The organism is Luteibacter mycovicinus, from assembly GCF_000745235.1.
GTDB lineage: Bacteria > Pseudomonadota > Gammaproteobacteria > Xanthomonadales > Rhodanobacteraceae > Luteibacter > Luteibacter mycovicinus.
The window spans coordinates 1,599,000-1,620,417 of sequence record NZ_JQNL01000001.1 but is presented as its reverse complement, the minus strand read 5'-3'; the positions used below and the strand labels follow the sequence as shown (position 1 = coordinate 1,620,417).

The 21,418-nt window shown below is 63.3% G+C and carries 18 protein-coding genes, 1 tRNA gene and 1 pseudogene; 13 read left to right on the top strand and 7 right to left on the bottom strand.

What is annotated here, in order from left to right; genetic code table 11:
- Positions 1-99: 99 nt before the first annotated feature.
- Genes poxB through FA85_RS07305 form a run of 5 tightly spaced genes read right to left on the bottom strand, consistent with a single transcriptional unit; the run spans position 100 to position 4,356 of the window.
- Complete coding sequence (gene poxB / locus FA85_RS07325) at positions 100-1,833, bottom strand: ubiquinone-dependent pyruvate dehydrogenase (protein WP_081907356.1); 1,734 nt, start codon at positions 1,831-1,833, stop codon at positions 100-102.
- A 60-nt stretch (positions 1,834-1,893) separates the two neighbouring features.
- The gene (gene trmB, locus FA85_RS07320; RefSeq protein WP_036110232.1) at positions 1,894-2,610 is read right to left on the bottom strand and encodes a tRNA (guanosine(46)-N7)-methyltransferase TrmB; all 717 of its coding nucleotides are present in this window, start codon (positions 2,608-2,610) and stop codon (positions 1,894-1,896) included.
- A gap of 2 nt (positions 2,611-2,612) precedes the next feature.
- Positions 2,613-3,413: a thiazole synthase gene (locus FA85_RS07315; RefSeq protein WP_036110236.1), complete on the bottom strand. Its 801-nt coding sequence runs from the start codon at positions 3,411-3,413 to the stop codon at positions 2,613-2,615.
- A gap of 27 nt (positions 3,414-3,440) precedes the next feature.
- Positions 3,441-3,641, bottom strand: coding sequence for a sulfur carrier protein ThiS (thiS, locus tag FA85_RS07310; protein ID WP_036110239.1), 201 nt, complete (start codon positions 3,639-3,641; stop codon positions 3,441-3,443).
- 19 nt (positions 3,642-3,660) lie between these two features.
- Positions 3,661-4,356, bottom strand: coding sequence for a hypothetical protein (locus FA85_RS07305; protein ID WP_036110242.1), 696 nt, complete (start codon positions 4,354-4,356; stop codon positions 3,661-3,663).
- A 135-nt stretch (positions 4,357-4,491) separates the two neighbouring features.
- Here FA85_RS07305 and FA85_RS07300 point away from each other — a divergent pair.
- From FA85_RS07300 to FA85_RS07290, 3 genes and pseudogenes are all read left to right on the top strand, one after another.
- Positions 4,492-4,565, top strand: a tRNA-Gly gene (locus FA85_RS07300).
- 1,064 nt (positions 4,566-5,629) lie between these two features.
- Positions 5,630-5,686: pseudogene (locus tag FA85_RS22695) on the top strand (hypothetical protein); the annotation flags it as partial.
- Positions 5,679-6,119 (top strand): DUF4265 domain-containing protein, encoded by a 441-nt coding sequence (locus FA85_RS07290; protein ID WP_036117074.1) that lies wholly within the window; start codon positions 5,679-5,681, stop codon positions 6,117-6,119. The pseudogene FA85_RS22695 and the gene FA85_RS07290, both read left to right, overlap by 8 nt.
- Before the next feature lie 70 nt (positions 6,120-6,189).
- Here FA85_RS07290 and FA85_RS07285 read toward each other — a convergent pair whose 3' ends face one another.
- Positions 6,190-6,420: an AMP-binding enzyme gene (locus FA85_RS07285; protein WP_036110247.1), complete on the bottom strand. Its 231-nt coding sequence runs from the start codon at positions 6,418-6,420 to the stop codon at positions 6,190-6,192.
- Positions 6,421-6,518: 98 nt separating this feature from the next.
- On the opposite strand from FA85_RS07285, the gene FA85_RS07280 reads away from it, so the two are divergent.
- The 10 genes from FA85_RS07280 to FA85_RS07235 all read left to right on the top strand — a co-directional run bounded on the left by FA85_RS07280 (position 6,519) and on the right by FA85_RS07235 (position 19,263).
- Positions 6,519-6,722, top strand: coding sequence for a hypothetical protein (locus tag FA85_RS07280; protein ID WP_156108678.1), 204 nt, complete (start codon positions 6,519-6,521; stop codon positions 6,720-6,722).
- Between the two features lie 221 nt (positions 6,723-6,943).
- Positions 6,944-7,609, top strand: a complete 666-nt coding sequence (locus FA85_RS07275) for a response regulator (protein ID WP_036110253.1) — start codon at positions 6,944-6,946, stop codon at positions 7,607-7,609.
- Positions 7,606-9,018, top strand: a complete 1,413-nt coding sequence (locus tag FA85_RS07270) for an ATP-binding protein (RefSeq protein WP_036110256.1) — start codon at positions 7,606-7,608, stop codon at positions 9,016-9,018. The genes FA85_RS07275 and FA85_RS07270 overlap by 4 nt, the downstream gene beginning before the upstream one ends.
- Positions 9,019-9,206: 188 nt before the next feature.
- Positions 9,207-12,446: an efflux RND transporter permease subunit gene (locus FA85_RS07265; protein ID WP_036110259.1), complete on the top strand. Its 3,240-nt coding sequence runs from the start codon at positions 9,207-9,209 to the stop codon at positions 12,444-12,446.
- A complete protein-coding gene (locus FA85_RS07260) occupies positions 12,436-13,623 on the top strand; it encodes an efflux RND transporter periplasmic adaptor subunit (RefSeq protein WP_036110262.1) in 1,188 nt (395 codons plus the stop codon). The genes FA85_RS07265 and FA85_RS07260 overlap by 11 nt, the downstream gene beginning before the upstream one ends.
- Positions 13,624-13,657: 34 nt before the next feature.
- On the top strand, positions 13,658-15,070 hold the full coding sequence (locus tag FA85_RS07255; RefSeq protein ID WP_239709180.1) for an efflux transporter outer membrane subunit: 1,413 nt from the start codon (positions 13,658-13,660) through the stop codon (positions 15,068-15,070).
- Positions 15,071-15,147: 77 nt separating this feature from the next.
- Positions 15,148-15,657, top strand: a complete 510-nt coding sequence (locus FA85_RS07250) for a hypothetical protein (protein WP_156108679.1) — start codon at positions 15,148-15,150, stop codon at positions 15,655-15,657.
- Positions 15,658-15,884: 227 nt separating this feature from the next.
- Entirely contained in the window at positions 15,885-17,330 is a 1,446-nt protein-coding gene (locus FA85_RS20810) for a beta/gamma crystallin-related protein (RefSeq protein WP_051943283.1), read from the top strand.
- A gap of 314 nt (positions 17,331-17,644) precedes the next feature.
- Positions 17,645-18,847, top strand: a complete 1,203-nt coding sequence (locus tag FA85_RS07240) for a zinc-dependent alcohol dehydrogenase (protein ID WP_051943285.1) — start codon at positions 17,645-17,647, stop codon at positions 18,845-18,847.
- Positions 18,844-19,263, top strand: a complete 420-nt coding sequence (locus FA85_RS07235) for a hypothetical protein (RefSeq protein ID WP_036110272.1) — start codon at positions 18,844-18,846, stop codon at positions 19,261-19,263. Before FA85_RS07240 ends, FA85_RS07235 begins: the two co-directional genes overlap by 4 nt.
- 80 nt (positions 19,264-19,343) lie before the next feature.
- Here FA85_RS07235 and FA85_RS07230 read toward each other — a convergent pair whose 3' ends face one another.
- Complete coding sequence (locus tag FA85_RS07230; protein ID WP_197056499.1) at positions 19,344-21,416, bottom strand: peptidase domain-containing ABC transporter; 2,073 nt, start codon at positions 21,414-21,416, stop codon at positions 19,344-19,346.
- Positions 21,417-21,418: the final 2 nt, after the last annotated feature.

Below are 21,418 nucleotides of genomic sequence, written 5' to 3'. Positions count from 1 at the left end.
GGAGTATACGCGCTGGGGGTGGCTCCCGGCTGAAGAAAAGCGCACGAATGGGTTGCGCCAGCGCACGCTCCCGTGCGGAGCGTGCGCTGACGGGTCCGATCAGCGGCTGAGGTTGCTCAGCGCGAGGTCGACGATCGAGTCGCCGCGCCCGCTCATCACCGCCTTCAGCGCGTACAGGCTGAAGCCCTTGACCTGCTCGCCGCTGATCTTCGGCGGCATCGACAGCTCGAGCCGGTTGCTGACCACATCGAGCAATGCGGGGCCATCGTGCGACAGCACCTCCGCGATGGCCGAGGGCAGGTCGCTGGCGCGGGCGACGCGTCGTCCATGAATGCCCATCGCGTTGGCCATGGCTGCGAAGTCCGGATTTTTCAGCTCGACGCCCGTTTCGAGCAGCCCCGCCGCCTTCATCTCCAGCTCGACGAAGCCCAGGGTGCCGTTGTTGAGCACGATGACCTTCACCGGCAGGCCCTGCTGGGCCAGCGTGATGAAGTCGCCCATCAGCATCGTGAAGCCGCCGTCGCCCGACAGCGAGATCACCTGCCGTCCCGGGTGGGAGGCCTGCGCGCCGATCGCCTGCGGCATGGCATTGGCCATGGAGCCATGGACGAAGGAGCCGAGCAGGCGGCGCTTGCCGTTCATCGTCAGGTAGCGCGCGGCCCAGACCGTGGGCGTGCCGACGTCGCAGGTAAAGATCGCATCGTCCTCGGCCAGCTCACTGACCAGGCGGGTGACCTGCTGCGGATGGATGAGGTCGTGACCGGGTTCGATGCGGGCGAGCTGGTCGAGGTCGTCGCGGGCCCGCGCATAGTGGGCGAGGCAGCGGTCGAGGTGGCCGCGCAGCCGCTTGGGCTCGATCCGTGGCAACAGGGCGCGGATGGTTTCGCCCACATCGCCGACCACACCGAGTTCGACACGGCAGCGACGGCCGATGTTGCCGGGGCGGATGTCGACCTGCGCGATCTTCGCGTCCTCGGGGTAGAACTGACGGTACGGAAAATCGGTGCCCAGCATCAGCAGCGTGTCGCAGTCCTCCATCGCGTAGTAGCCGGAGCTGAAGCCGATCAGGCCGGTCATGCCCACGTCGAAGGGGTTGTCGTATTCCACATACTCCTTGCCACCCAGCGCATGCACGATCGGCGACTGCAGCGCATCGGCCAGGGCGATCAGGTCGTCATGGGCGCCGGCCGTGCCGCGGCCGCACAGCAGGGTGACGCGCTTGCCCGCGTTGAGCAGCTCAGCCAGGGCATCCAGCTCACGCTCGGCAGGGATGACCTTCGGCGAAGGCGGCAGCAGCCCGGCCGCGGGCGTCACCTTCTTCACCGGCGACTTGCGCATGGCCACGTCGCCGGGAATCACCACCACGGCCACGCCGCGTTGGCCCACGGCCGCGCGGATGGCCGAATCCAGCACGTGGGGCATCTGCGACGCATCGGAAACCATCTCGCAGTACACGCTGCACTCGCGAAACAGCTCGGTCGGATGCGTTTCCTGAAAATAACCGCTGCCGATTTCGGCGCTGGGAATATGCGCGGCGATCGCCAGCACGGGCGTGCGCGAGCGGTTGCAGTCGAACAGGCCGTTGATCAGATGCAGGTTGCCGGGTCCGCAGCTTCCCGCGCAGACGGCGAGCGCACCGGTGAGCTGCGCTTCCGCGCCGGCGGCAAACGCGCCGGCTTCTTCGTTACGGACATGGACCCAGTCGATGCGCTGGCGCTCGCGCAGCGAATCGGTGATCGCATTGAGGCTGTCGCCCACCAGACCGTAGATCCGGCGAACGCCGGCTTCTTCGAGGGTTTCGGCGATCAGGTCGGCAAGGCTGGCGATGGACATGGGCAACTCCGTGAACACGAATCCCCACGTTATGCGCCGCCCACGGTCAACGGATTGTCGTTATCGACCCTGCCACTCGTACAGGTAATCCCAGACACCGTGGCCAAGACGCGTGCCGCGGCGTTCGAAGTGGGTCTCGATGCGCCACGCGGGACGCTCCGCCGACTCGCCCGGACCGACACGGTTACGCCAGCCTCCGGCGGCTTCCATCGTCTCGCGCATGTGCTCGGCGTAGGCTTCCCAGTCGGTGGCCAGATGCAGCAAGCCGCCCGGCGCCATGCGCGACGCCAGCAATTCGACGAACGCCGGCTGCACGATACGACGCTTGTTATGGCGCTTCTTGTGCCACGGATCGGGGAACCAGATGCGTACTTCGGACAGGCTGGCCGGGGGGATCTCGTTTTCCAGTACTTCGACGGCGTCGTGCTTGTAGAGGCGAACGTTCCGCGCATCGCGTGCGGCCAGCGCGTTCATCAGGCGGCCGACACCCGGGCTATGCACTTCGACGCCGATGTAATCGCGCGCCTGATCGTGCTCGCTGGCCCAGGCCAGTGCTTCACCGTTGCCGAAGCCGATCTCCAGCACGCGCGGCGCGCGATGGCCGAAGGTGGCGTCGAGGTCGCGCCCGGTACCGTGGTAATCGAGGCCGAAGCGAGACCAGTGATTGTCGAACGCACGTTGCTGCGCGGGCGTCATCCGGCCTTCGCGCAGCACGAAGCTGCGGATGCGGCGGTGGAACGGAGCGTCGCCGGCGTTGTTGTCGTCATCGGTGGTCATGCTCAGCCCACCAGTCCGTCGACCGGGCTCGAGGCCGATGCGAAGCGCTTGCGCGGAATACGACCGGCGCGGAACGCCGCGCGGCCCGCTTCGACCGCGAGCTTCATCGCATGCGCCATCAGGACCGGATCCTTCGCGCCGGCGATCGCGGTGTTCATCAGCACGCCATCGCAGCCGAGCTCCATCGCGATGGCGGCATCGGAGGCGGTGCCGACACCGGCATCGACGATCACCGGGACCTTCGCGTTCTCGACGATCTCGAGCAGGTTGTAGCGATTCTGGATGCCCAGACCCGAGCCGATCGGCGCGGCCAGCGGCATGATCGCGGCGCAGCCGATCTCTTCGAGCCGACGCGCCAGGATCGGGTCGTCCGACGTGTAGACCATGACGTCGAAGCCATCGGCCACGAGCTTCTCGGCGGCGACCAGCGTCTGCACGACATCCGGGTAGAGCGTGCGCTCGTCGCCGAGCACTTCGAGCTTCACGAGGTTGTGGCCGTCGAGCAGTTCGCGCGCGAGGCGACAGGTGCGCACGGCATCGTCGGCCGTGTAGCAACCCGCCGTATTCGGCAGCAGGGTGAAGCGATCCGGCGGCAGCGCGTCGAGCAGGTTGGGCTGGCTCGCGTCCTGGCCGATGTTCACCCGGCGAATGGCGAGGGTGACGATCTGCGCGCCGGCGGCTTCGGTGGCGCGACGCGTTTCGTCGAAATCCTTGTACTTGCCGGTGCCCGTGAGCAGCCGCGAGTGAAAGGTGCGGCCCGCGACGGTCAGGACGTCATCGGCGGCAGGGGAGAAGTGGTTCATGCGGGCGATTTCCTGGAGGGGTGCGGCTCAGCCGCCACCGATGGCATGGACGATCTCGACGCGGTCGCCCTCGGCGAGCACATGCGTCGCGTGCGCGCTGCGCGGCACGATCTCGAGGTTGACCTCGACCGCCACGCGCTTGCCGCCGTAACCGGCAGCGTCGAGCAGCGCAAGAACCGAGGTGCCGGGCGCGCAATCGCGCGCGTCGCCGTTTAGAGTGATCTGCATCCGCCCATTGTAACGGGGCTCAGCGGCCGTTCCACCCATTGCCGCCGCGGACCGGTGTGCCGATGCCGGGCTGGGTCACGCGGTTGGTCACGCCAGACCGGGGTTGCGTGGGGGTGCGGCTGCCGAAGCCATCGTTCCAGCCATTCTCACCGCGGTTGTTGCCGCTGTCGCGTGGGCCACGCGGGCCGTTGCGGTCCGGGGCGAGGTTCATGGCCGGGCCTGTGGCGCCGGTATGGGCCGAGCCGGGGGACTGGGCGACGGTGGTCGAGTTGCCGGGTGGGCGTCGGTCGTGGTCGCGACTGCCGTTGCCGGGCTGGCCGTGATCGTGATCCCGGCCGCCGCGACCGTAGCCATAGCCGTCATCCCGGCCGTAACCGTTGCCATAGCCGTTGCCGTAACCGCCGCCGTAACCGCCGCCGTAGTAACCGCCGTTGTTATAGCTGCCGTTGTCCGGGGGGTAGTTGCCGCTGTCATACCCGTCCTGCCTGGACGAGGCGCCCGTGCCGCCCTGACCGCCCGCGTACAGCCGTGCCGGCTGGGGCAGGGTGCCCGTACTCACGGTTTCCTTGCGGACCGGGGTCGAGGGGCCGGCGATATAGCTGACTCCCGGCTTCGGCATATTGGCCGTGGATACCGTGCGCGACTGCGCCAGCGTAGCGCCGGTTGCGCATAGCGCGAGCCCGGTAAAGATGGAAAGCGAAAGCGCACGACGCATGTTCCGGCCCTCGTAGGGATGCCCCGGCAAGATTATGCGCCTGCGACTGACCCGCCGTGCGGTGGACGGCCGGTGCGTTCAGCCAGCCGCCACCTTTCGCCGGTGGGCGATCTCGTATTACCATCCGGGGCCGATGCGGGTGTAGCTCAATGGTAGAGCTGTAGCTTCCCAAGCTACTGACGAGGGTTCGATTCCCTTCACCCGCTCCACTCAGTGCCATCATTGCGCTAAGTGCCTTTTCTGCAACGGTTTTATCGGCTTCGTCAGCGGGCCCGAGCGACCTCCCCCGAGGTATCGTCTGAGGTATCGTTTTGTGCCCAAGCCTTTGCTGTTGTCCCGACGCAGCGGTTTCTATGTCCGCTTTCTGGTCCCCGAGTCGCTTCGCCCGGCTATCGGTTCGCGGTTCTTGGTGCGGCCATTGCATGGGATGACCAAAGAGGCGGTCCGGCTGGCTGCGGCGGTCTTAGATGTGGCTCTCTAGCAAGCGTGTTTCAGACCAGCCATTACGCGTCGCGGCTTTCGTCGGCAGGGCTCGATGTCGGGCACGTGGAGAGTGTCGTAGGAAAAGAAGTCAGTGCGACACTGAGGAGTGCCTCTGAAGGTACTACGGTTGGCCCCCTTCAGCGGCAGATTAAACGTGAACGAAGTACCCCTCGAATTCCGTGCATTTCCACTTCAGGACGGAAAGGTAAATGTCGGAACAATCTTTCCATTGCAGTAGGCGCCAAGATGCGAAAATTGACGCAGTCCGAATCGTCTGTAGTCCGAACGCTCGGAAATCTGATTGCAGATGACGTGCTTCGGAGTCAGTTCCTACTAGATATCAATGAAGTTGAGGTCACGGACGAATCGCCAGACGGATCTCGGTTGCTCTTTCACCTGCCCGATGTGCAGCTCCCACCTTATCGAGGTCAAGATAGCTTCCGCGGTCGCGACGGATTTCCCGTCGAAGGAAAATTGTTGGATGCAGATGGCGAGTTCATTGACGTCTATTTTTACCATGTGAATGGACGGATGTTCGAACTCGAACTTCTGCGGCCAGATGGTCAATCTATTTTGAATCCCAATTGGACATCGTTCACCGCGAAGTAAAGAGCGTGTTGCATCGAGATATCATTGGGCGGCCAATCAGGCCGTCCTCCGTGTTCATTGCGAGACTATATTCAATACCGGGCGTCGCAAAGAGTGAACGCGGCGTTACTCCGCCCGGAAATGAGGTTAATGTGGACCACGTTATCCCAAGGTCCAGGGCGGAGACGGATCGTTAAACAATGGTCAACCTGCCTGCCGAAACTGTAACCTCGATAAGAGCGACAAAATCAATGCCTGAATTGGTGAAGGTATTCTTTTCTATCCAACCGGACGAGGACGGCTATCCAGACGTTGGCAGTGAGTCGGTCTGGGCAAGACCAGCAGGATCGCCAGATACCTACACCATCGATAACATCCCGTTCTTTGCGCGCCAGGCCGGCCTCGGCGATACCGTCCGCGCACCTCTTCAGGATGGCGTTCGATGGTTCGACCGAGTGCTGGTGGAATCGCCGAACTCTTTATTTCGCGTGGTCTGCTTCGATGAGAACATTGTCGATGCCGTTGCCGATGCGCTCCGGTCCTTGGGCTGTGTGACGGAATACTTTAAAGCGCGCAACCTGTTGGCGGTCAGCGTGCCTGGCGGCGATGTGCTGGAGGCGGCAGAGGCATATCTCAACCGGCAGGAAGGCGCGGGAGTGCTCGACTTTGAGGGTGCGATTTATCGCGAATAAAGCGCCTCGTTCGGAATGCTAGGGCTGGCCGTGAGCGCGTTGACCAAGCTGCCGGTTGGGAGTGTCGGTATCACGTGGATATGGGCAGGGACATATACCCTTGAAAAGGCGTCGTACGCATATTGCCGTAGGGCGCCGACTTCAATCGTATGGCCCCTCGGGCGACAACAAATGCCACAGGTACCTCGCCCAGGTCGGTGTCGTCGATTCCGACCACGCAGCATTCTTTGACGGCGCGATGTCTCTCAAGGTAGCTCTCGATCAGGCCGGGTGAGAGGTCTTCGCCACGGCGGATGATCACATCCTCGATCCCTACACCAACACCTATGCGACCGACCCGCTCTACACCACCTCGATGCGGCGCGGCCTCGTCGAACAGAACGGGGCGGAATGGCCCTCATGAATATTCTCCACCATGCGCGCAATGCGCTGGAGCGGGAGGGCGATGTCGGGGTCCGCGGGCACCCGATAGACCAGGTCCCCAACTCGCACTGGAGGGCGGCGATGGCGATCGAGCGCAGCCAAGGGTCGTCATTGCGCGCAACAGCCTCGATGGCGTGGTTCAGGGCGGTGAGCAAGGCGGGCAGGGGGTTGGTCATGTGAATCCGAAGCGGTCGATCGATGGAGAGCCCAATCGGCCGGTCAGGGCGGGGCAAGCGTGGCCCGGGGGGCTGCGGTCCAGACGGAGTTCGGGCTCCTGCAAGAGCCGGTTGAGACCAGACATCGCGTCACTGCCCTGGCGTAGACTGGATGCCAGGGCACAAAAGGTTGGCAAAAGACTCTCCGGCGATCATGGTCGCTTTCGTTCCTCGAGCCCGTACCGCATGCACATCTTGCTACTTGAAGACGACATCGAGTTGGGCGAGGCCATCAAGCATGCGCTTGAGCACCAGTCTTACGCGGTAACGTGGCTGACCGACGGCAGGCAAGGCGCGGCGTCGTTGTCTGACACGGGCATCGACTTGATCTTGCTCGACCTGGGCCTGCCTGGGAAAGACGGCTTGGAAGTGCTGCTTGAAGCACGCCGCGCGGGGGTGAAAACGCCCATCCTGGTAATGACCGCGCGGGATGCGACAGAGTCGCGCATCAAGGGCTTGGACCTGGGCGCAGACGATTACCTGGTCAAGCCGTTTGACCTGGGGGAACTGGCGGCACGTATTCGCTCGCTGACCCGCCGCGCGCAGGGCCTGGTGGACAATCGAGTGGAGGTGGGCAGTCTGGTGCTGGACCTGGCTACGAATGGCGTTACCTTTCGAGGTGAAATGGTAACCTTGACCCGGCGGGAGTTCTCGGTGCTGCGCATCCTGACCGAGCGCGCCGGCCGCATCGTTCGCCGCGAAACGCTCGAAGGGTCGGTCTACGGATATGACACAGTGGTGGATCGCAACGCCATCGAAGTGCATGTGCACTGGCTGCGCCGGAAGTTGAGTCCCGAGGTCATCCACACGGTGCGCGGCATTGGCTACATGATGCCCCGGGAACCCAAGTGACCTCCAGCAGCCTGCGCGCGCGACTCACCTGGCTCATCATCCTTGTCCAGGTGGCCGTGCTCATTCCGCTGGGGACCATCAGCTACCAGCGCGAACTTCACGAGATGAATCAGTTGCTCGATGGGCGTTTGGCCCAGGCCGGGCGAACGCTGGGCACCTTGATTGCCTACGGGCATGGCAACTACGGAGTACAGGATCCGGCGAAGACGCTGCAGCTCGCGACCGAGGCGCAAAAGGGTACCGTCGTCGTATCGGTCCATCCACGCAACTACGAGCCCGAAGTCGGCTTTCAGGCGTATGACCCCCAGCGCAAACTGGTCGCGGCAACCGCCAATCTGGCGGACCTGCCCCCACCGGCTCCGGGGGAACGCGGGTTTCATGAAGCCGAATATAACGGGGTCAAATGGCGACTGTTCACCCTCACCAACCGCTTCGACCTGACGGTGCGGATTGGGGAGCGGGCAGATAACCGGTCGGACATCACCCGCGGTCTCATCCTTGAGCACGCGTTGCCGCTCATCATCGGGCTGCCTCTGCTCGCCGTGTTGGCAGGACTCGCGGTCAAACAGGGACTCAAGCCTCTGGGTGTGCTGACTGCAGTGCTCGCGCAGCGCGAACCGGGCAGTCGCAAGCTCATCTCCATCGACCGCTCTCCCGACGAGATCAAGCCACTGATCGAGACGCTCAATCAGCAACTCGAGCGGTTGGAAGATGCGGTCGAACGAGAGCACCGATTTGCTGGCGATGTGGCGCATGAGCTGCGCACACCGCTGGCAGCCACTATGATTCACATGGAAAGCGCGCTCATTGCCGACGACCCGGCCGAGGTTCAATACACCGTCGGCAACGCGCGGCGAAGCCTGGTCCGCCTGGGACGCCGCATCGAGCAAATTCTTGCGGTCGCGCGTTTGGAAGCCGGGGCCGCCTCACAACACCGCGTCCCTCTGGACCTGGTCATGGTGGCCACCGAGGTCATCGAAGAGTTGGCCCCCGTCATCGCGGAGAAAGACATCTCCCTGAGCCTCAACCACGAAGAGCCCGAATTGTGGGTGTCGGGCCATGAGGTCGCACTCACGGCGATGTTTCGCAACCTGATTGAAAACGCACTCCGTTACACCCCGGAGCGTGGCCAGGTCGATGTGGCTGTGTGCCGCCTGGACGGCAAGATCCTGATTGCGGTCTCCGACGACGGGCCCGGCATTCCCAAGGACCGCAGGGAGGCTGCCTTTCAACGTGGCTACCGTGGTGCGGACATGAAAGAGCCGGGCTACGGCCTTGGGCTCAGCATCGTCCAGCGCGCGGTAGAGCTGCACGACGGGTCCATCGCGCTTCTGGAGGCCCCGTCGGGCAATGGACTTCTGGTGCACATCCTGATGGATCCGCTGACCGACGCCGCGAGTAAACGCTGAGCGCCGAGCGACAGATTCGGAGCACAAAAGATTTCCACAAGAATCGGTTCGGATAATGACCCAGGGCACTTCTGCCCGGGTCAGATCCGAGCGATACCGCCGATGAAACCTTCCGCGCCACTGCGCCATGCGCAGCGACCCGTCCGCGTCATGACGCCGCCATCTCTATTGGCTCACGGGCTCGCCGCATGCTAGCCCTCGTTCGCATCGCCCTCTCGCGTCCATACACCTTCATCGTGCTGGCGCTGTTGATCCTCATCGCCGGTCCGCTGGCCGCCTTGCGCACGCCAACAGACATCTTTCCGAACATCGGTATCCCGGTCATCAGCGTCGTGTGGACCTATAACGGCCTGCCGCCGGACCAGATGTCGGGCCGCGTGATCTATTACTACGAACGCCAGTTGACCACCTCGGTCAACGACATCGAGCACATCGAGTCGCAGTCGTTGCCGGGCGTTGGCATTGTCAAGATTTTCTTCCAGCCGAGCGTGGACATTCGCACAGCCACGGCTCAGGTGACCTCCATCTCGCAAACGGTGGTCAAGCAGATGCCGCCAGGCATCACACCGCCGCTCATCCTCAATTACAACGCCTCGACGGTGCCGGTGCTGCAGATGGCCCTGTCGAGCCCGGTCTTGTCGGAAGCCACCATTCGCGACATCGCGCAGAACTTCATGCGGCCGACGCTGATTTCCGTGCCCGGCGTAGCCATACCGACGCCGTACGGCGGCAAACAAAAGCAAGTAACGCTGGACTTGAATCCGCGCTCGCTGGCGGCCAAAGGCCTTTCGGCGCAGGACGTGGGCAACGCGTTGGCCGCACAGAACCAGATTATCCCCGTGGGCACGGCCAAGATTGGGACTTACGAGTATCACATCCAACTCAATAACAGCCCAACGGCCATCGATGAGCTAAACAACCTGCCCATCAAGACCGTCAACGGCGCGACGATCACCATCGGCGATGTGGCCCATGTGCGCGACGGTGCGCCGCCGCAAAACAATGTGGTCCGCGTGGACGGCAAACGCGCCGTGCTGATGCCCGCGTTGAAGAACGGCAACGCGTCGACCCTGGACGTGGTGGCCGGCATCAAGAAGCTGTTGCCGCTCATTGCCGAGACCCAACCCAAGTCGCTGCAGATGCATCTGCTGAGCGATCAGTCCATCTTTGTCAAAGCCGCCGTGGCCTCGGTGGCTCGCGAGGGCGTCATCGCAGCTCTTCTGACTTCCGTGATGATTCTGCTGTTCCTCGGCAGCTGGCGCTCGACGGTCATCATCGCGTTGTCCATCCCGCTGTCCATCCTGTCGGCCATTGCCTTGCTGTCGCTGTTCGGACAGACCTTGAATGTGATGACCCTGGGCGGCCTGGCGTTGGCGGTGGGCATTCTGGTCGACGACGCCACGGTGACCATCGAGAACATCAACTGGCATCTGGAGCAAGGCAAGGGCGTGATGGACGCCATCATGGACGGCGCCAGGCAGATCGTGACGCCGGCCTTCGTGTCGCTGCTGTGCATCTGCATCGTCTTCGTGCCGATGTTCATGCTCGACGGTATCGCCGGCTTCCTGTTCCGCCCGATGGCTTTGGCGGTGATCTTCGCCATGGTGTCCTCCTTCATGCTGTCCCGCACGCTGGTGCCGACGCTCGCGATGTTCTTGCTCAAGCCTCACCATGTGGAAGGCGGCGAGGGTGCGCATCCCGAGGACGCCTATCTCAATCATCACGAGGGCGACCAGCACGGTCGCAAGCGCCGCAGTGCCGTAGTGCGCGGGCTGCTGCGGTTTCAGATGGGCTTTGAGCAGCGCTTCACGCATGTCCGCGACGGCTACTACGGCTTGCTGGCGGTGGCTCTCGACAGCCGGAAGCGCTTTGTCGTCGGCTTCCTCGGGTTCGTCGTGGTGTCCTTTGCGCTGATTCCTGCATTGGGTCGGGATTTCTTCCCGACCGTGGATTCGGAATCGATCTCGATGCATGTGCGCGCGCCCATGGGCACCCGGGTCGAAGAGACGGCGGCCGAGTTCGATCACATCGAACGCGCCATCCGCGCCGTCATTCCGCCCGATCAGCTCGACACCATCATCGACAACATCGGCCTTCCGCTGAGCGGCGTGAACCTGGTTTACAGCAGCAGCGGTACCATCGGCTCGCAGGACGGCGATATCCAGATCGCCTTGAAGGAAGGCCATCGGCCGGCGGCCGATTTCATGAAGCAATTGCGCGAAAAGCTTCCGCGCGAATTCCCCGGCACCCAGTTCGCGTTCCTGCCGGCCGACATGACCAGTCAGATCCTTAACTTTGGTTCGCCCTCGCCGCTGGATGTCTCCATCGCCGGACGTGATCGCGTGGCCAACGAAGCCTACTCAGAAAGAATTATGAAGGAGCTGCGCAAGGTGGATGGCATCGTCGATGTCCGCTTGCAGCAAAGCTCGAGCTACCCGCAGTTGAACGTCAAAGTGGACCGGGTACGGGCGGATGGGTTGGGCATCACCGAGCGGGATGTCACCAATAGCATGGTGGCGTCTCTGGCAGGCAGCTCGCAGGTCGCCCCGGCCTTCTGGCTCAATCCGAAAAACGGCGTGTCCTACGCCATCGTAGCCTCGACGCCGCAATACCTCATGGATTCCATGTCCGATCTGAAGGCGCTGCCGGTGACCTCCTCGGTCAACGGTGCCACGCAAATTCTGGGTGGTCTGGCTAGCTTCACCCGCGGGCCCAGCGATGCGGTGGTCTCTCACTACAACATCATGCCGTCGTACGACATCTATGCCTCGATTCAAGGCCGGGATTTGGGGGGCGTGGCCAGTGATGTGGAAAAGGTTCTGGCGCAGTTTGCAAGTCAACGGCCAAAGGGCACCCTGGTCAGCCTGCACGGGCAGGTCGGCACGATGAACGAAGCCTTCAGCGGTCTGTTGTTCGGTCTGGTCGGGGCTGTGGTCCTCATCTACCTGCTCATCGTGGTCAATTTCCAATCGTGGATGGACCCGTTCGTCATCATCACCGCCCTCCCGGCAGCGCTTGCCGGCATCGTCTGGATGCTGTTTCTCACGCACACCAGTTTGTCCGTGCCCGCGCTCACCGGGGCCATCATGTGCATGGGCGTGGCCACTGCGAACGCGATCCTGGTGGTGACCTTCTGCCGCGAGCGGCTGGCCGAGCATGGGGACCCGGTCAAGGCGGCGCTCGAGGCCGGTTTTACCCGCTTCCGTCCGGTGTGCATGACGGCGCTGGCGATGATCATCGGCATGCTGCCCATGGCGCTCAGCCAGGAACAGAACTCCCCGCTGGGTCGCGCGGTCATCGGCGGCCTCATGTTCGCCACGCTTGCCACCTTGCTGTTTGTGCCGGTCATCTTCGCGATCGTCCACGGCCGGCCTGCTCCCGCCCCTTCCAAACAGCCGCTTATCGGAGATCACTCCCATGTCGCATGAAGCCACCGCCGCGATACCCGGGCGGCCTCCCCGTGTCCGTTTGATTCTGGCCATCGGCTTAGGCCTGGCCTCCGTTGGGGTGATTGCGGGTCTGTCTCTGCGGTCCGTGGAGTCCCACGAGCTGACGACGTGGACCCAGGCGCAACTTACGCCGAGCGTGCAGGTCATTTCTGCCTCTGCGCTCAGCGCCAACCAGGGTCTGACGCTGCCGGGTCACCTCGATGCATGGATTGCCACCCCCATCCACGCACGGGTCGGAGGGTATCTGAAGCAGTGGAATGTCGACATCGGCGAAAAAGTCAAAGCCGGCCAGGTTCTGGCGCTCATCGACACGCCGGAACTGGATCAGCAGTTCGAACAGGCCAAAGCCGAACTGGTGCGCGCCCAGGCCAATGTGCGCCTGGCCGACACCACCGCCAGGCGCTGGCAGAACCTGCTCGCGTCGCATTCGGTGTCCAAGCAGGAGTCGGATGAAAAGTCGAGCGAAGCGGAGACGGCGCGCGCCAATCAGCTGGGCGCCCAGGCCGATGTAGACCGCCTGGCCGCGTTGGAATCATTCAAACGCATCGTCGCGCCGTTCGACGGGACGGTGACGGCGCGTAACACGGACATCGGCGACCTTATCACGGCGAACACCAGCGGGGGCGAGCCGCTCTTTTCCATTGCCGATACCAGCAAAATGCGCCTGTACACGCAGGTGCCGCAAAGTTACGCGTCCTCCATCGTCCCCGGAATGAAGGTGAAGTTGCTCGTGCTGGGCCATGGCGGCGAGACGGTCGACGGCACGCTCATCGGGACGTCCAGGGCCATCAACCGGGCCTCCGGCACGTTGCTGGCGCAGTTCAAGGTCGACAATCCGCGCCAGGATCTGTTGCCGGGCGACTTTGCCGAGGTGCAGCTCTCCACACACGCCGACGCCCACACGGTGACCGTTCCGGCCACGACCCTCCTGTTTCGCGCGCAGGGGCCGCAGATCGCGGTGCTCGGCAAGGACCACCATGTGGTGCTGCGCGATGTACACATCGCGATGGACCTGGGCGACAAGCTGGAGATCGACCAGGGCCTTCAGCCGGACGACCGCATCATCGATCATCCTACCGATTCGCTGAGCCAAGGCGATCTGGTCCAGTTGGCCCCCGCTGCCACCGACGAGAGCCACCATGCCAAGAAAGCATGATCTTGCCATCCGTAGCGGAGCATTGGTCTTGTTCATGGCGCTGGGCGGCTGCTCGCTGGCGCCGGACTACGTGAAGCCCAACGCCGGTGCCCTGCCGGAGGCCTTTAAGGGCGCCGCTAATCCCGAAGGTTGGACGCAGGCCGATCCCAAAGATGCTGTCGCGCGCGGTCCGTGGTGGAAAGTCTACGGCGATCCCACTCTCGATGGCCTCGAATCCAAACTGGACGCCAACAACCCCGACATCGGCGTAGCTCTGGCTCGTCTGGATGCATCGCGGGCCTATCTCCAGGAGCTTGGGGCGCAACAGTCGCCCCAAGCAGGCATCGACGCCTCACCGACCAACGCGCGGCAGTCCGATAACCGGCCGCTTCGGGGCTCCAACCAGCCCAACGAATACGACACGCGGACGGTCGCCTTCAGCGCCAGCTACGAGCTGGATCTATGGGGCCGGATTCGCAATGAGGTGGCCGAAGGCAAGGCGCGTAGCGTTGCGGCGGAGGCGGACCTGGCCTCCGCCCGCCTGAGCCTCCAGGGGCGCCTTGCGGACTTGTACATCGCATTGCGGGGGGATGATGTGGAGCTGCGCATCGTCCAGGACTCGTTGGCCGCGTTCGGCAAGGGCCAGTCGATCACGCAAAAGCGCATGGATGGGGGTGTTTCGTCGGGGCTGGATCTTGCCCGCGCGAACGCGCAATACGCCGATGCCCAGGCCCAGGAAACGGAGCTGCGTGTGCAGCGGGCACTCACCGAGCACGCCATCGCGGCGTTGGTCGGCGAATCCCCGTCGACCTTTTTCCTGCCCGCCCAGACCACGGCTCTGACCCTGCCTGGCATTCCGCTGGGTGTGCCTTCGACCTTGTTGGAGCGCCGGCCGGATATTGCTGCCGCCGAACGCCGTGCGTTCGCCGCCAACGCCGGCATTGGGGTCGCGCGCGCGGCGTTCTACCCGACCATCAGCCTGGGCGCGGCATTGGGCTGGCAGGACGTGGGGCACGGCAATCTCCTGGCGGCCAGCAACCAGTTCTGGAGCCTTGGGCCGTTGGCCTCTCTCAATCTATTGGACGGCGGCGCGCGGCGCGGCCGCGAGGCGGAAGCCAAAGCGGAGTTTGCTGCGGCCTCAGCGCAGTACCGCGGCCTGGTGCTGCACGCGTTCCAGCAAGTCGAAGACAACCTGTCCTTGCTTCAGGAGTTAGGCCGGGAAGGTCAGCAGGAGATGGCAGCGGCCGACGCCGCCAAGCAGTCCGAGACCTTGGCGACCAACCGGTACAACGAGGGCGTCGTCAGCTATCTGGAGGTAGTCACGGCGCAGACCGCGGCGCTCAAGGCCGAACGCACAGCCGAGCTGGTACGCACGCGGCAGCTCCAGGCAAGCGTGGATCTCATCCGCGCCCTGGGTGGCGGATGGCATACCGCTGCTCAAGACCAGCCTCAGGTGAGCTCACGCTGATCCGAGGCTTTTCCACCACCGTAGAGCGTGAGCTCGCGAGAAACTCATGCGTAGCCCGTAAGAGGGAGATATACCCCGTGCGATTCAAACTAACGACCAGGCGAACCGCTATCACGCTGTTCCTTGCGACGAGTGGCTTGACCGGCTGTGCCGCAGTCACCGAAACGGGCACCGTCAAGGCGAATGACACCTACGATTTGTGGGACAAACGGATGGATCATATTCCGTTCGTTATTCACGACGCCAACGGTAATGCAGCCGCGTTTGACAGTCGAGGCGATGTTTTCAACGAGCCCGTAGCCGATGTCGAAGCGGAACGCGGGCGCCGCGTGGAGATCTGGGTCGGTCACTTCAGCGGACCAGTGAAGACCTTGTGTGCGGGCGCCCCTGCTTCGGTGCCGAACGACAAGGGCCCGACAGTTGTGTCCGCGCTGTGCGATCGCGATCGCTCCGTCGTGTCATTCAGCGATCGAGCGCGGGAGCGTGTGATTGCCGCGCGTCCGGGTTACATCGCCCGTACGCGAAAACTGCTGCTCGATGGCATTTGGGAAAGCGTTGCGCAAGAGCCAGATCCGCTGCCCTACTGACGCGGACGCCGCAGGCCACGTCCCCCCAGACCGGCGTAGCGCGCCGGTTTCGCGGTCAAGCGCCCCACGAGAAGGATATTGGGTGGCAAGAGACCTTCTCGAATAACGGATCTTCCGCCTCATTTGGTGATGCGCAGCACATATCTCGCGCGCTTCTACACCCGTACGGGGGAGGCGATGTCGTGGCTGGGGATGAAGAATCGCACTCATCAACCGGAGAGACCGACATGTACAGAACGCTTTCCCGCCTGGGCGCGGCTATGCCACTTCTTCTTGCCTCCATGACCGCTTCGGCGACGGGCGGCCTCTGCTTCTATGCCGACTACAACTATCAGGGGGCGGAGTGGTGCCCGACGACGCTCGAGGGTAATGTCACCGGCGCCGTGGTTGACAAGATCTCAGCCGTACGCGTCCCGGACGGGTCGAAGGTAACGCTTTACCAGCACCCCGACTTCACCGGGAAGGTGCTGGAAGTTACGGCGGATACGCCCAACCTGAGCAACGTCGCTTTCAACAACCTCGCGTCGTCCTTTCGGGTCGATGGCGCGACAGCGGCACCCGCTCCCACGACATCCGGCACGTGTTTCTACGAGAACTACCAGTACCAGGGCGCGTCGTTCTGCACCGATGCCGCCACCGGCGACATCGTGTCAGGCCCGGTCGTCGACAAGATTTCGTCTGTGCGCATCCCGGCAGGTTCGCGAGTGATGCTCTATCAGCACCCGGGACGTGGCGGCCTCGCGCTGGAAATCACGGCCGATGCACCGAACCTCACGGACCTGCAGTTCAACAACCTCACCTCGTCGTTCGACGTGCTCCCGCTGGTGACGCCCCCGACGCCGACGCCGGCCCGCAACGTGCTCTTCGTAGGCAACAGCTTTACGCACGGCGAGTTCGAGCCGGCCTACCACTTCAACGCGGCTAACGTGACCGACCTCAACGGTTCCGGCATGGGCGGTGTCCCCGGTATCTTCAAGCAGATGACCGTCGACGCTGGCCTGTCCTATGACGTGAGCATCGAGGCGGTGAGCGGTCAGACCCTTGCGTACCATTACCAGAACAGGCTGCCGCTCATCGGCTCGAAAGCGTGGGACGTGGTGGTGCTGCAGGAGTACAGCACGCTCAATCCATCGGCGCCGCTCAACCCCGCGAGTTTCCTGAAGTACTCGGCGCTGCTGGAAGGCTACGTGCATGCCGTCGGCCCCCATCCGAACCCCGCGGCGTCGGTCTACGTGCTGGAAAACTGGGCGCGTGCCGACCAGCTCTACGCCGCGGGTGGCGTCTGGAAGGGCAAGACCCTCGAGCAGGCAGTCGCCTTGCTGCATGACAACTACCAGATGGCACTGGATACGAACGCCGGGCTCGCCGGCATGCTGCCCGTCGGTGATGGGTTCGTCGCCGCGGTTTCCCAGGGCGTCGCCGACCGTAATCCATACGATGGTATCGACGAGGGCAAGGTCGATCCGTGGAATGTCGATGGTTACCACGCCAGCGCTTTCAGCAGCACCATGGAGGCCTTCATCGCCTTCGGTCGGATCACCGGACGCGATCCGCGCAGCCTTGGCTCGAACGACGCCGCGGCGGCGGGCATGGGACTCACCCCTGCGCAGGCCACGGCCGCGGAGTCCCTTGCCTGGCAGGTGCTTGCACAGAACCCGGTGAAGTCCCTGTAACTTCCTGCGCCGGCTGGTCCGGCCACAGGCGAGGCCAAACGCACCGTGCCGCAAGGTACGGTGCGTTTTTTGTCTATGGACGTCTGGGTGTCCAAGCGCGCAGGCGGCGTCGGCCTCGCACTGCCAGCCCGTTGCTTCCGCTCGGTGCCGCCATACCCCTGCCTTCGGGCTCTGTACGCCCGTGCGGCCGGCGGCTGCCTCGAAGCTCCGCTTACACGCGCTCAGGTGGCGTGAGCAAGGACCATGCAATTTTTCCCGCTTTGGTCACGAACCGAGGGACACGCTGGAGCATTAACCCCCCCCCGGAGTCTCCCATGCTCGCGACCACCTATCGCCGCCCTTACCGTGTGGCCGCGCGGCAAGTTCCCGATCCTGTGATCGAACACCCGTTCGACGCCATCGTCCGCGTCACACGGACCTGCATCTGCGGGTCGGACCTGCACCTCTACCATGGCCTCGTCCCGGATACGCGCGTGGGTTCGGTATTCGGGCACGAGTTCACGGGTGAGGTCGTCGAGGTGGGAAATGGCGTCGAACGACTGAAGGTCGGTGACCGCGTACTCGTCCCGTTCAACATCTTTTGCGGTACGTGCTACTTCTGCCAGCGGGAGCTCTACAGCAACTGTCACAACGTGAACCCGTCGGCGACCGCAGTGGGTGGAATCTACGGTTATTCACATACCACGGGTGGCTACGCCGGCGGGCAGGCCGAATATGTGCGCGTGCCCTTCGCCGACATCGGGCCAACCGTCATTCCCGACGATATCGACATCGAAGACGCCGTGCTGCTTACCGACGTGGTGCCCACGGGCTACCAGGCCGCCGAGATGGGCGACATCAAGGAAAACGACACCGTTGTCGTCTTCGGTGCCGGTCCGGTTGGCATCATGGCCGCCCGGTCCGCGTGGCTGATGGGGGCGGGGCGGGTCATCGTCGTGGACCACGTCGACTACCGGCTCGACTTCGTCCGTGCGTATGGCCCGGCCGAGACCGTTGATTTTCGGGAAGTGGGCGACATGGCCATCCATATCAAGAAAATGACCGACGGGCTCGGTGCGGATGTGTGCATCGATGCGGTGGGATGCGAGGCGGCAGGCAGCGCTCTTCAACAGCTGACCGGTGTCACGATGAAGCTCCAGGCGGGAGCGGCCACGGTGCTGCACTGGGCCATCAACTCGGTGCGAAAGGGCGGCAACGTGTCCATTGTCGGCGTGTACGGTCCGACGTTCAACGCCGTGCCCATCGGCAATGCGGTCAACAAGGGGCTGACCTTGCGAATGAATCAGGCAAGCGTCAAGCGTCATCTTCCGCGCCTCATCGAGCACGTCCGCGCTGGCCGGCTCAACCCCAAGGCCATCATTACCCATCGCGTTCCGCTCGAAGAGGTCAGTGATGCGTACGAGATGTTCTCAGGCAAGAAAGACGGCTGCATCAAGGCCGTATTGATCCCGCCGACGGCAACGGGGTCGTCCGTCAAGACTCCGAACCCTTCCATCGTCCCCGGAGAGCCGGCATGAACCAGCCCATTGACCGCAGCACCATCCCCGGTTGGGGCGCCGACCTTGACCGTGCGAACCGTCCGGCGGTGCCGATGGAGCGCACGCCGCCACGGCTGGAAGGCGTGCACTGGACGCCGCCGCCTGCGCAGGAGAGCGCGGTCGAAATATTGCAATCGACTGAGCACTTCGTTCGGCCGCCGGTGTTCGGCACGACTGTTCCGCCGCGCGGAATCAGCGGGTGGATACGCCGCAGGGCTTTCCGCCACAGTGAGAACGACCTCCGCCACTGGCTGATGCTGCTTGCGGCCGATCGGGTCGACGCTGCCGAGGGGATGGTTGCGGACGTCGCGATCAAGCCAGGAGTGCGCGCCGTAGCTCTCGGGAGCGGTGCAGCTCTGCTTGCGGTATGGCTGATTCGCAGAAACAGCCGATAGCCCGCCCGGTCAGGTCATGCGTAGTCCGGTCGGCGACGCGGCCAATGTCGACATCCGCGACCAAAACCCGGGACTGACGTTCATCGGGAGGCCGTTGCCGCTACCGAAGGCTTTCCGTTTTCGTGCGGATAATGGAGATGGATGACCCGATCAGCCGAGTCTATGGTTTCCGGGCGGTGCGCCACCATGAGCCTGGTCATCGGCAAGCCAGCGATGTGTCGTCCGATCAGCCGCTCGTTGACGACGTCCAGGTGGCTGGTTGCCTCATCGAGCAGCAGCAGCTGTGGATTCCGGTAGATGGCGCGCGCGAGCAGAATGCGCTGCTCCTGACCTGCGGATAAGGCCGAGCCCATATCGCCAACCAGTGTCTTATAGCCCATCGGGAAGCTCATGACTTCCCCATCCACGGCTGCGAGATGCGCCGCGCGCGACACCCTGGCGCTATCCATGGCGGGGTCGAAAAAGCAGATGTTTTCCTCGATCGACCCTGAGAAGAGGCGGTCGCTCTGCAGGACCGTACCGCAGATTGCGCGGAAAGCGGCGCGCCCGATCATCGTGACATCGACGCCGTCATAGAGGATGCGACCCTCGGTAGGCTCGAGGAAGCCAAGAATGAGCTTGATTAGCGTTGTCTTTCCGACCCCCGAAGGGCCGGCCAGCGCTACCGACTCACCGGGCAGGATCGTCTCGTCGAAGTGCCGAATTATCCACGGCTCATCCGACGCGTAACGGAATCCGATATTTTCGAAGCGAAGGGTGCCGATGGATGCAGGCAGCGCACCCGCGCCGAGCTCCTCCTGGGGCTGATCCGTGATGTCGCGGAGTCGGTCGACATGCAGATCGAGCAAGCGCAGTTCGATGATGTTATCGACGAGGGCGGCGCCCTTTAGAAGAAACATTTCGACGTAGGCGATGGCGGCGACAAAAGCTCCAACGGTGAAATGACCATCCAGTACCTGCCTTGCGCCAAGAGTGACGATGCCGATACGGCAGAGCCCCATGATGGAGTCGTTCGCGGATCTCGCTATCGAACTGAGGTACTTCACGCGGATCAGCTTGTTGAGCGTAAGGGTGAACAGCGAGGTGAAGCGGTTCGTTCGACCTTCGTGGTCGTTGAACAGCTTGACCGTGGCGATGCCCCTCACGGATTCGATCATGAGACTTTCCTGCCGCGCGCTGGCATTGAGCTGATCCTGATTGGCGAGCATCAGCGGTGTGTAGACGTAGAGCCTGATCGCCCCGTAGAAAGCCAGGGTCACCAGCGCGATCAGCGCGAACTTCAACGAATAGCCCGCGATCAACACCAGGGCGATGAGGGAAGTCCCACCATCGATGAGCGAAGACACGATATTGGTCGAAAGGATCGACTGGATGGACTGGATCGAGAGGTATCTCGACAGCACGTCTCCTATGTTCCGCTTTTCGAAGTAGGCCAGCGGAAGCCGGAGAAGATGCCGGAAAACGTCCGCTCCCCATCGGCGAACGAACGCTGCACTCACCGAGGCGATCGACCAGTCACGGGCCAGGCTAAGCACGGACCGGATCAGGATGGCGAACGAAAACAGACCCGCTAGCAGATAGAGAAGATCGACATCCCGTCTTCCTATGGCACGCTCGATGACCCACTGAAGCAGTAATGGACCAACGAGCCCCAGTAGCTCGAGGCAAACCGCCAAACAGAGCAGTAGCAGGCCCGCTCCCACCAGGGAGCGCATGATGGTTCGGACCTGCGCGTTGAATCGTGGTTTTCGCGCGGGCACAATCGGCGTGAAATCCTGCCCTGGTTGGGCGTCGATCGCGTAGCCGGTGAAAAGACGCGCGAACTCCGTTTCGTTCAGCACGCATCGACCCTTCGCGGGGTCATGGATGACGTAACGGCCATCCTTGGCTGAGATGAACACCACGAAGTGATTGCTCCCCCAGTAGAGGATGGTCGGGCGGCCAAGGCGGGCGAGAATGCTCATCGGGCACTTGATCACGCGCGGATGCAAGCCGATCTCCGCCACGATCTCGGCGGTGCGGCGCAAGGACATGCCCGATAGTGAGGACGCGTAACGGGAACGCATCCAGCCCAGATCGATGCCATGCCCGTGGTAATGGGCAATCATGGCGACGCACGCGAGGCCGCACTCGGTCAGCTCGGCCTGGAGCACGA

Excerpts from the sequence above, each read along its gene's own strand:
- poxB (WP_081907356.1), bottom strand. The coding sequence starts at position 1,833 with ATGTCCATCGCCAGCCTTGCCGACCTGATCGCCGAAACCCTCGAAGAA.
- trmB (WP_036110232.1), bottom strand. The coding sequence starts at position 2,610 with ATGACCACCGATGACGACAACAACGCCGGCGACGCTCCGTTCCACCGC.
- FA85_RS07315 (WP_036110236.1), bottom strand. The coding sequence starts at position 3,413 with ATGAACCACTTCTCCCCTGCCGCCGATGACGTCCTGACCGTCGCGGGC.
- thiS (WP_036110239.1), bottom strand. The coding sequence starts at position 3,641 with ATGCAGATCACTCTAAACGGCGACGCGCGCGATTGCGCGCCCGGCACC.
- FA85_RS07305 (WP_036110242.1), bottom strand. The coding sequence starts at position 4,356 with ATGCGTCGTGCGCTTTCGCTTTCCATCTTTACCGGGCTCGCGCTATGC.
- FA85_RS07290 (WP_036117074.1), top strand. The coding sequence starts at position 5,679 with ATGCCTGAATTGGTGAAGGTATTCTTTTCTATCCAACCGGACGAGGAC.
- FA85_RS07280 (WP_156108678.1), top strand. The coding sequence starts at position 6,519 with ATGAATATTCTCCACCATGCGCGCAATGCGCTGGAGCGGGAGGGCGAT.
- FA85_RS07275 (WP_036110253.1), top strand. The coding sequence starts at position 6,944 with ATGCACATCTTGCTACTTGAAGACGACATCGAGTTGGGCGAGGCCATC.
- FA85_RS07265 (WP_036110259.1), top strand. The coding sequence starts at position 9,207 with ATGCTAGCCCTCGTTCGCATCGCCCTCTCGCGTCCATACACCTTCATC.
- FA85_RS07260 (WP_036110262.1), top strand. The coding sequence starts at position 12,436 with ATGTCGCATGAAGCCACCGCCGCGATACCCGGGCGGCCTCCCCGTGTC.
- FA85_RS07255 (WP_239709180.1), top strand. The coding sequence starts at position 13,658 with ATGGCGCTGGGCGGCTGCTCGCTGGCGCCGGACTACGTGAAGCCCAAC.
- FA85_RS20810 (WP_051943283.1), top strand. The coding sequence starts at position 15,885 with ATGTACAGAACGCTTTCCCGCCTGGGCGCGGCTATGCCACTTCTTCTT.
- FA85_RS07240 (WP_051943285.1), top strand. The coding sequence starts at position 17,645 with ATGCTCGCGACCACCTATCGCCGCCCTTACCGTGTGGCCGCGCGGCAA.
- FA85_RS07235 (WP_036110272.1), top strand. The coding sequence starts at position 18,844 with ATGAACCAGCCCATTGACCGCAGCACCATCCCCGGTTGGGGCGCCGAC.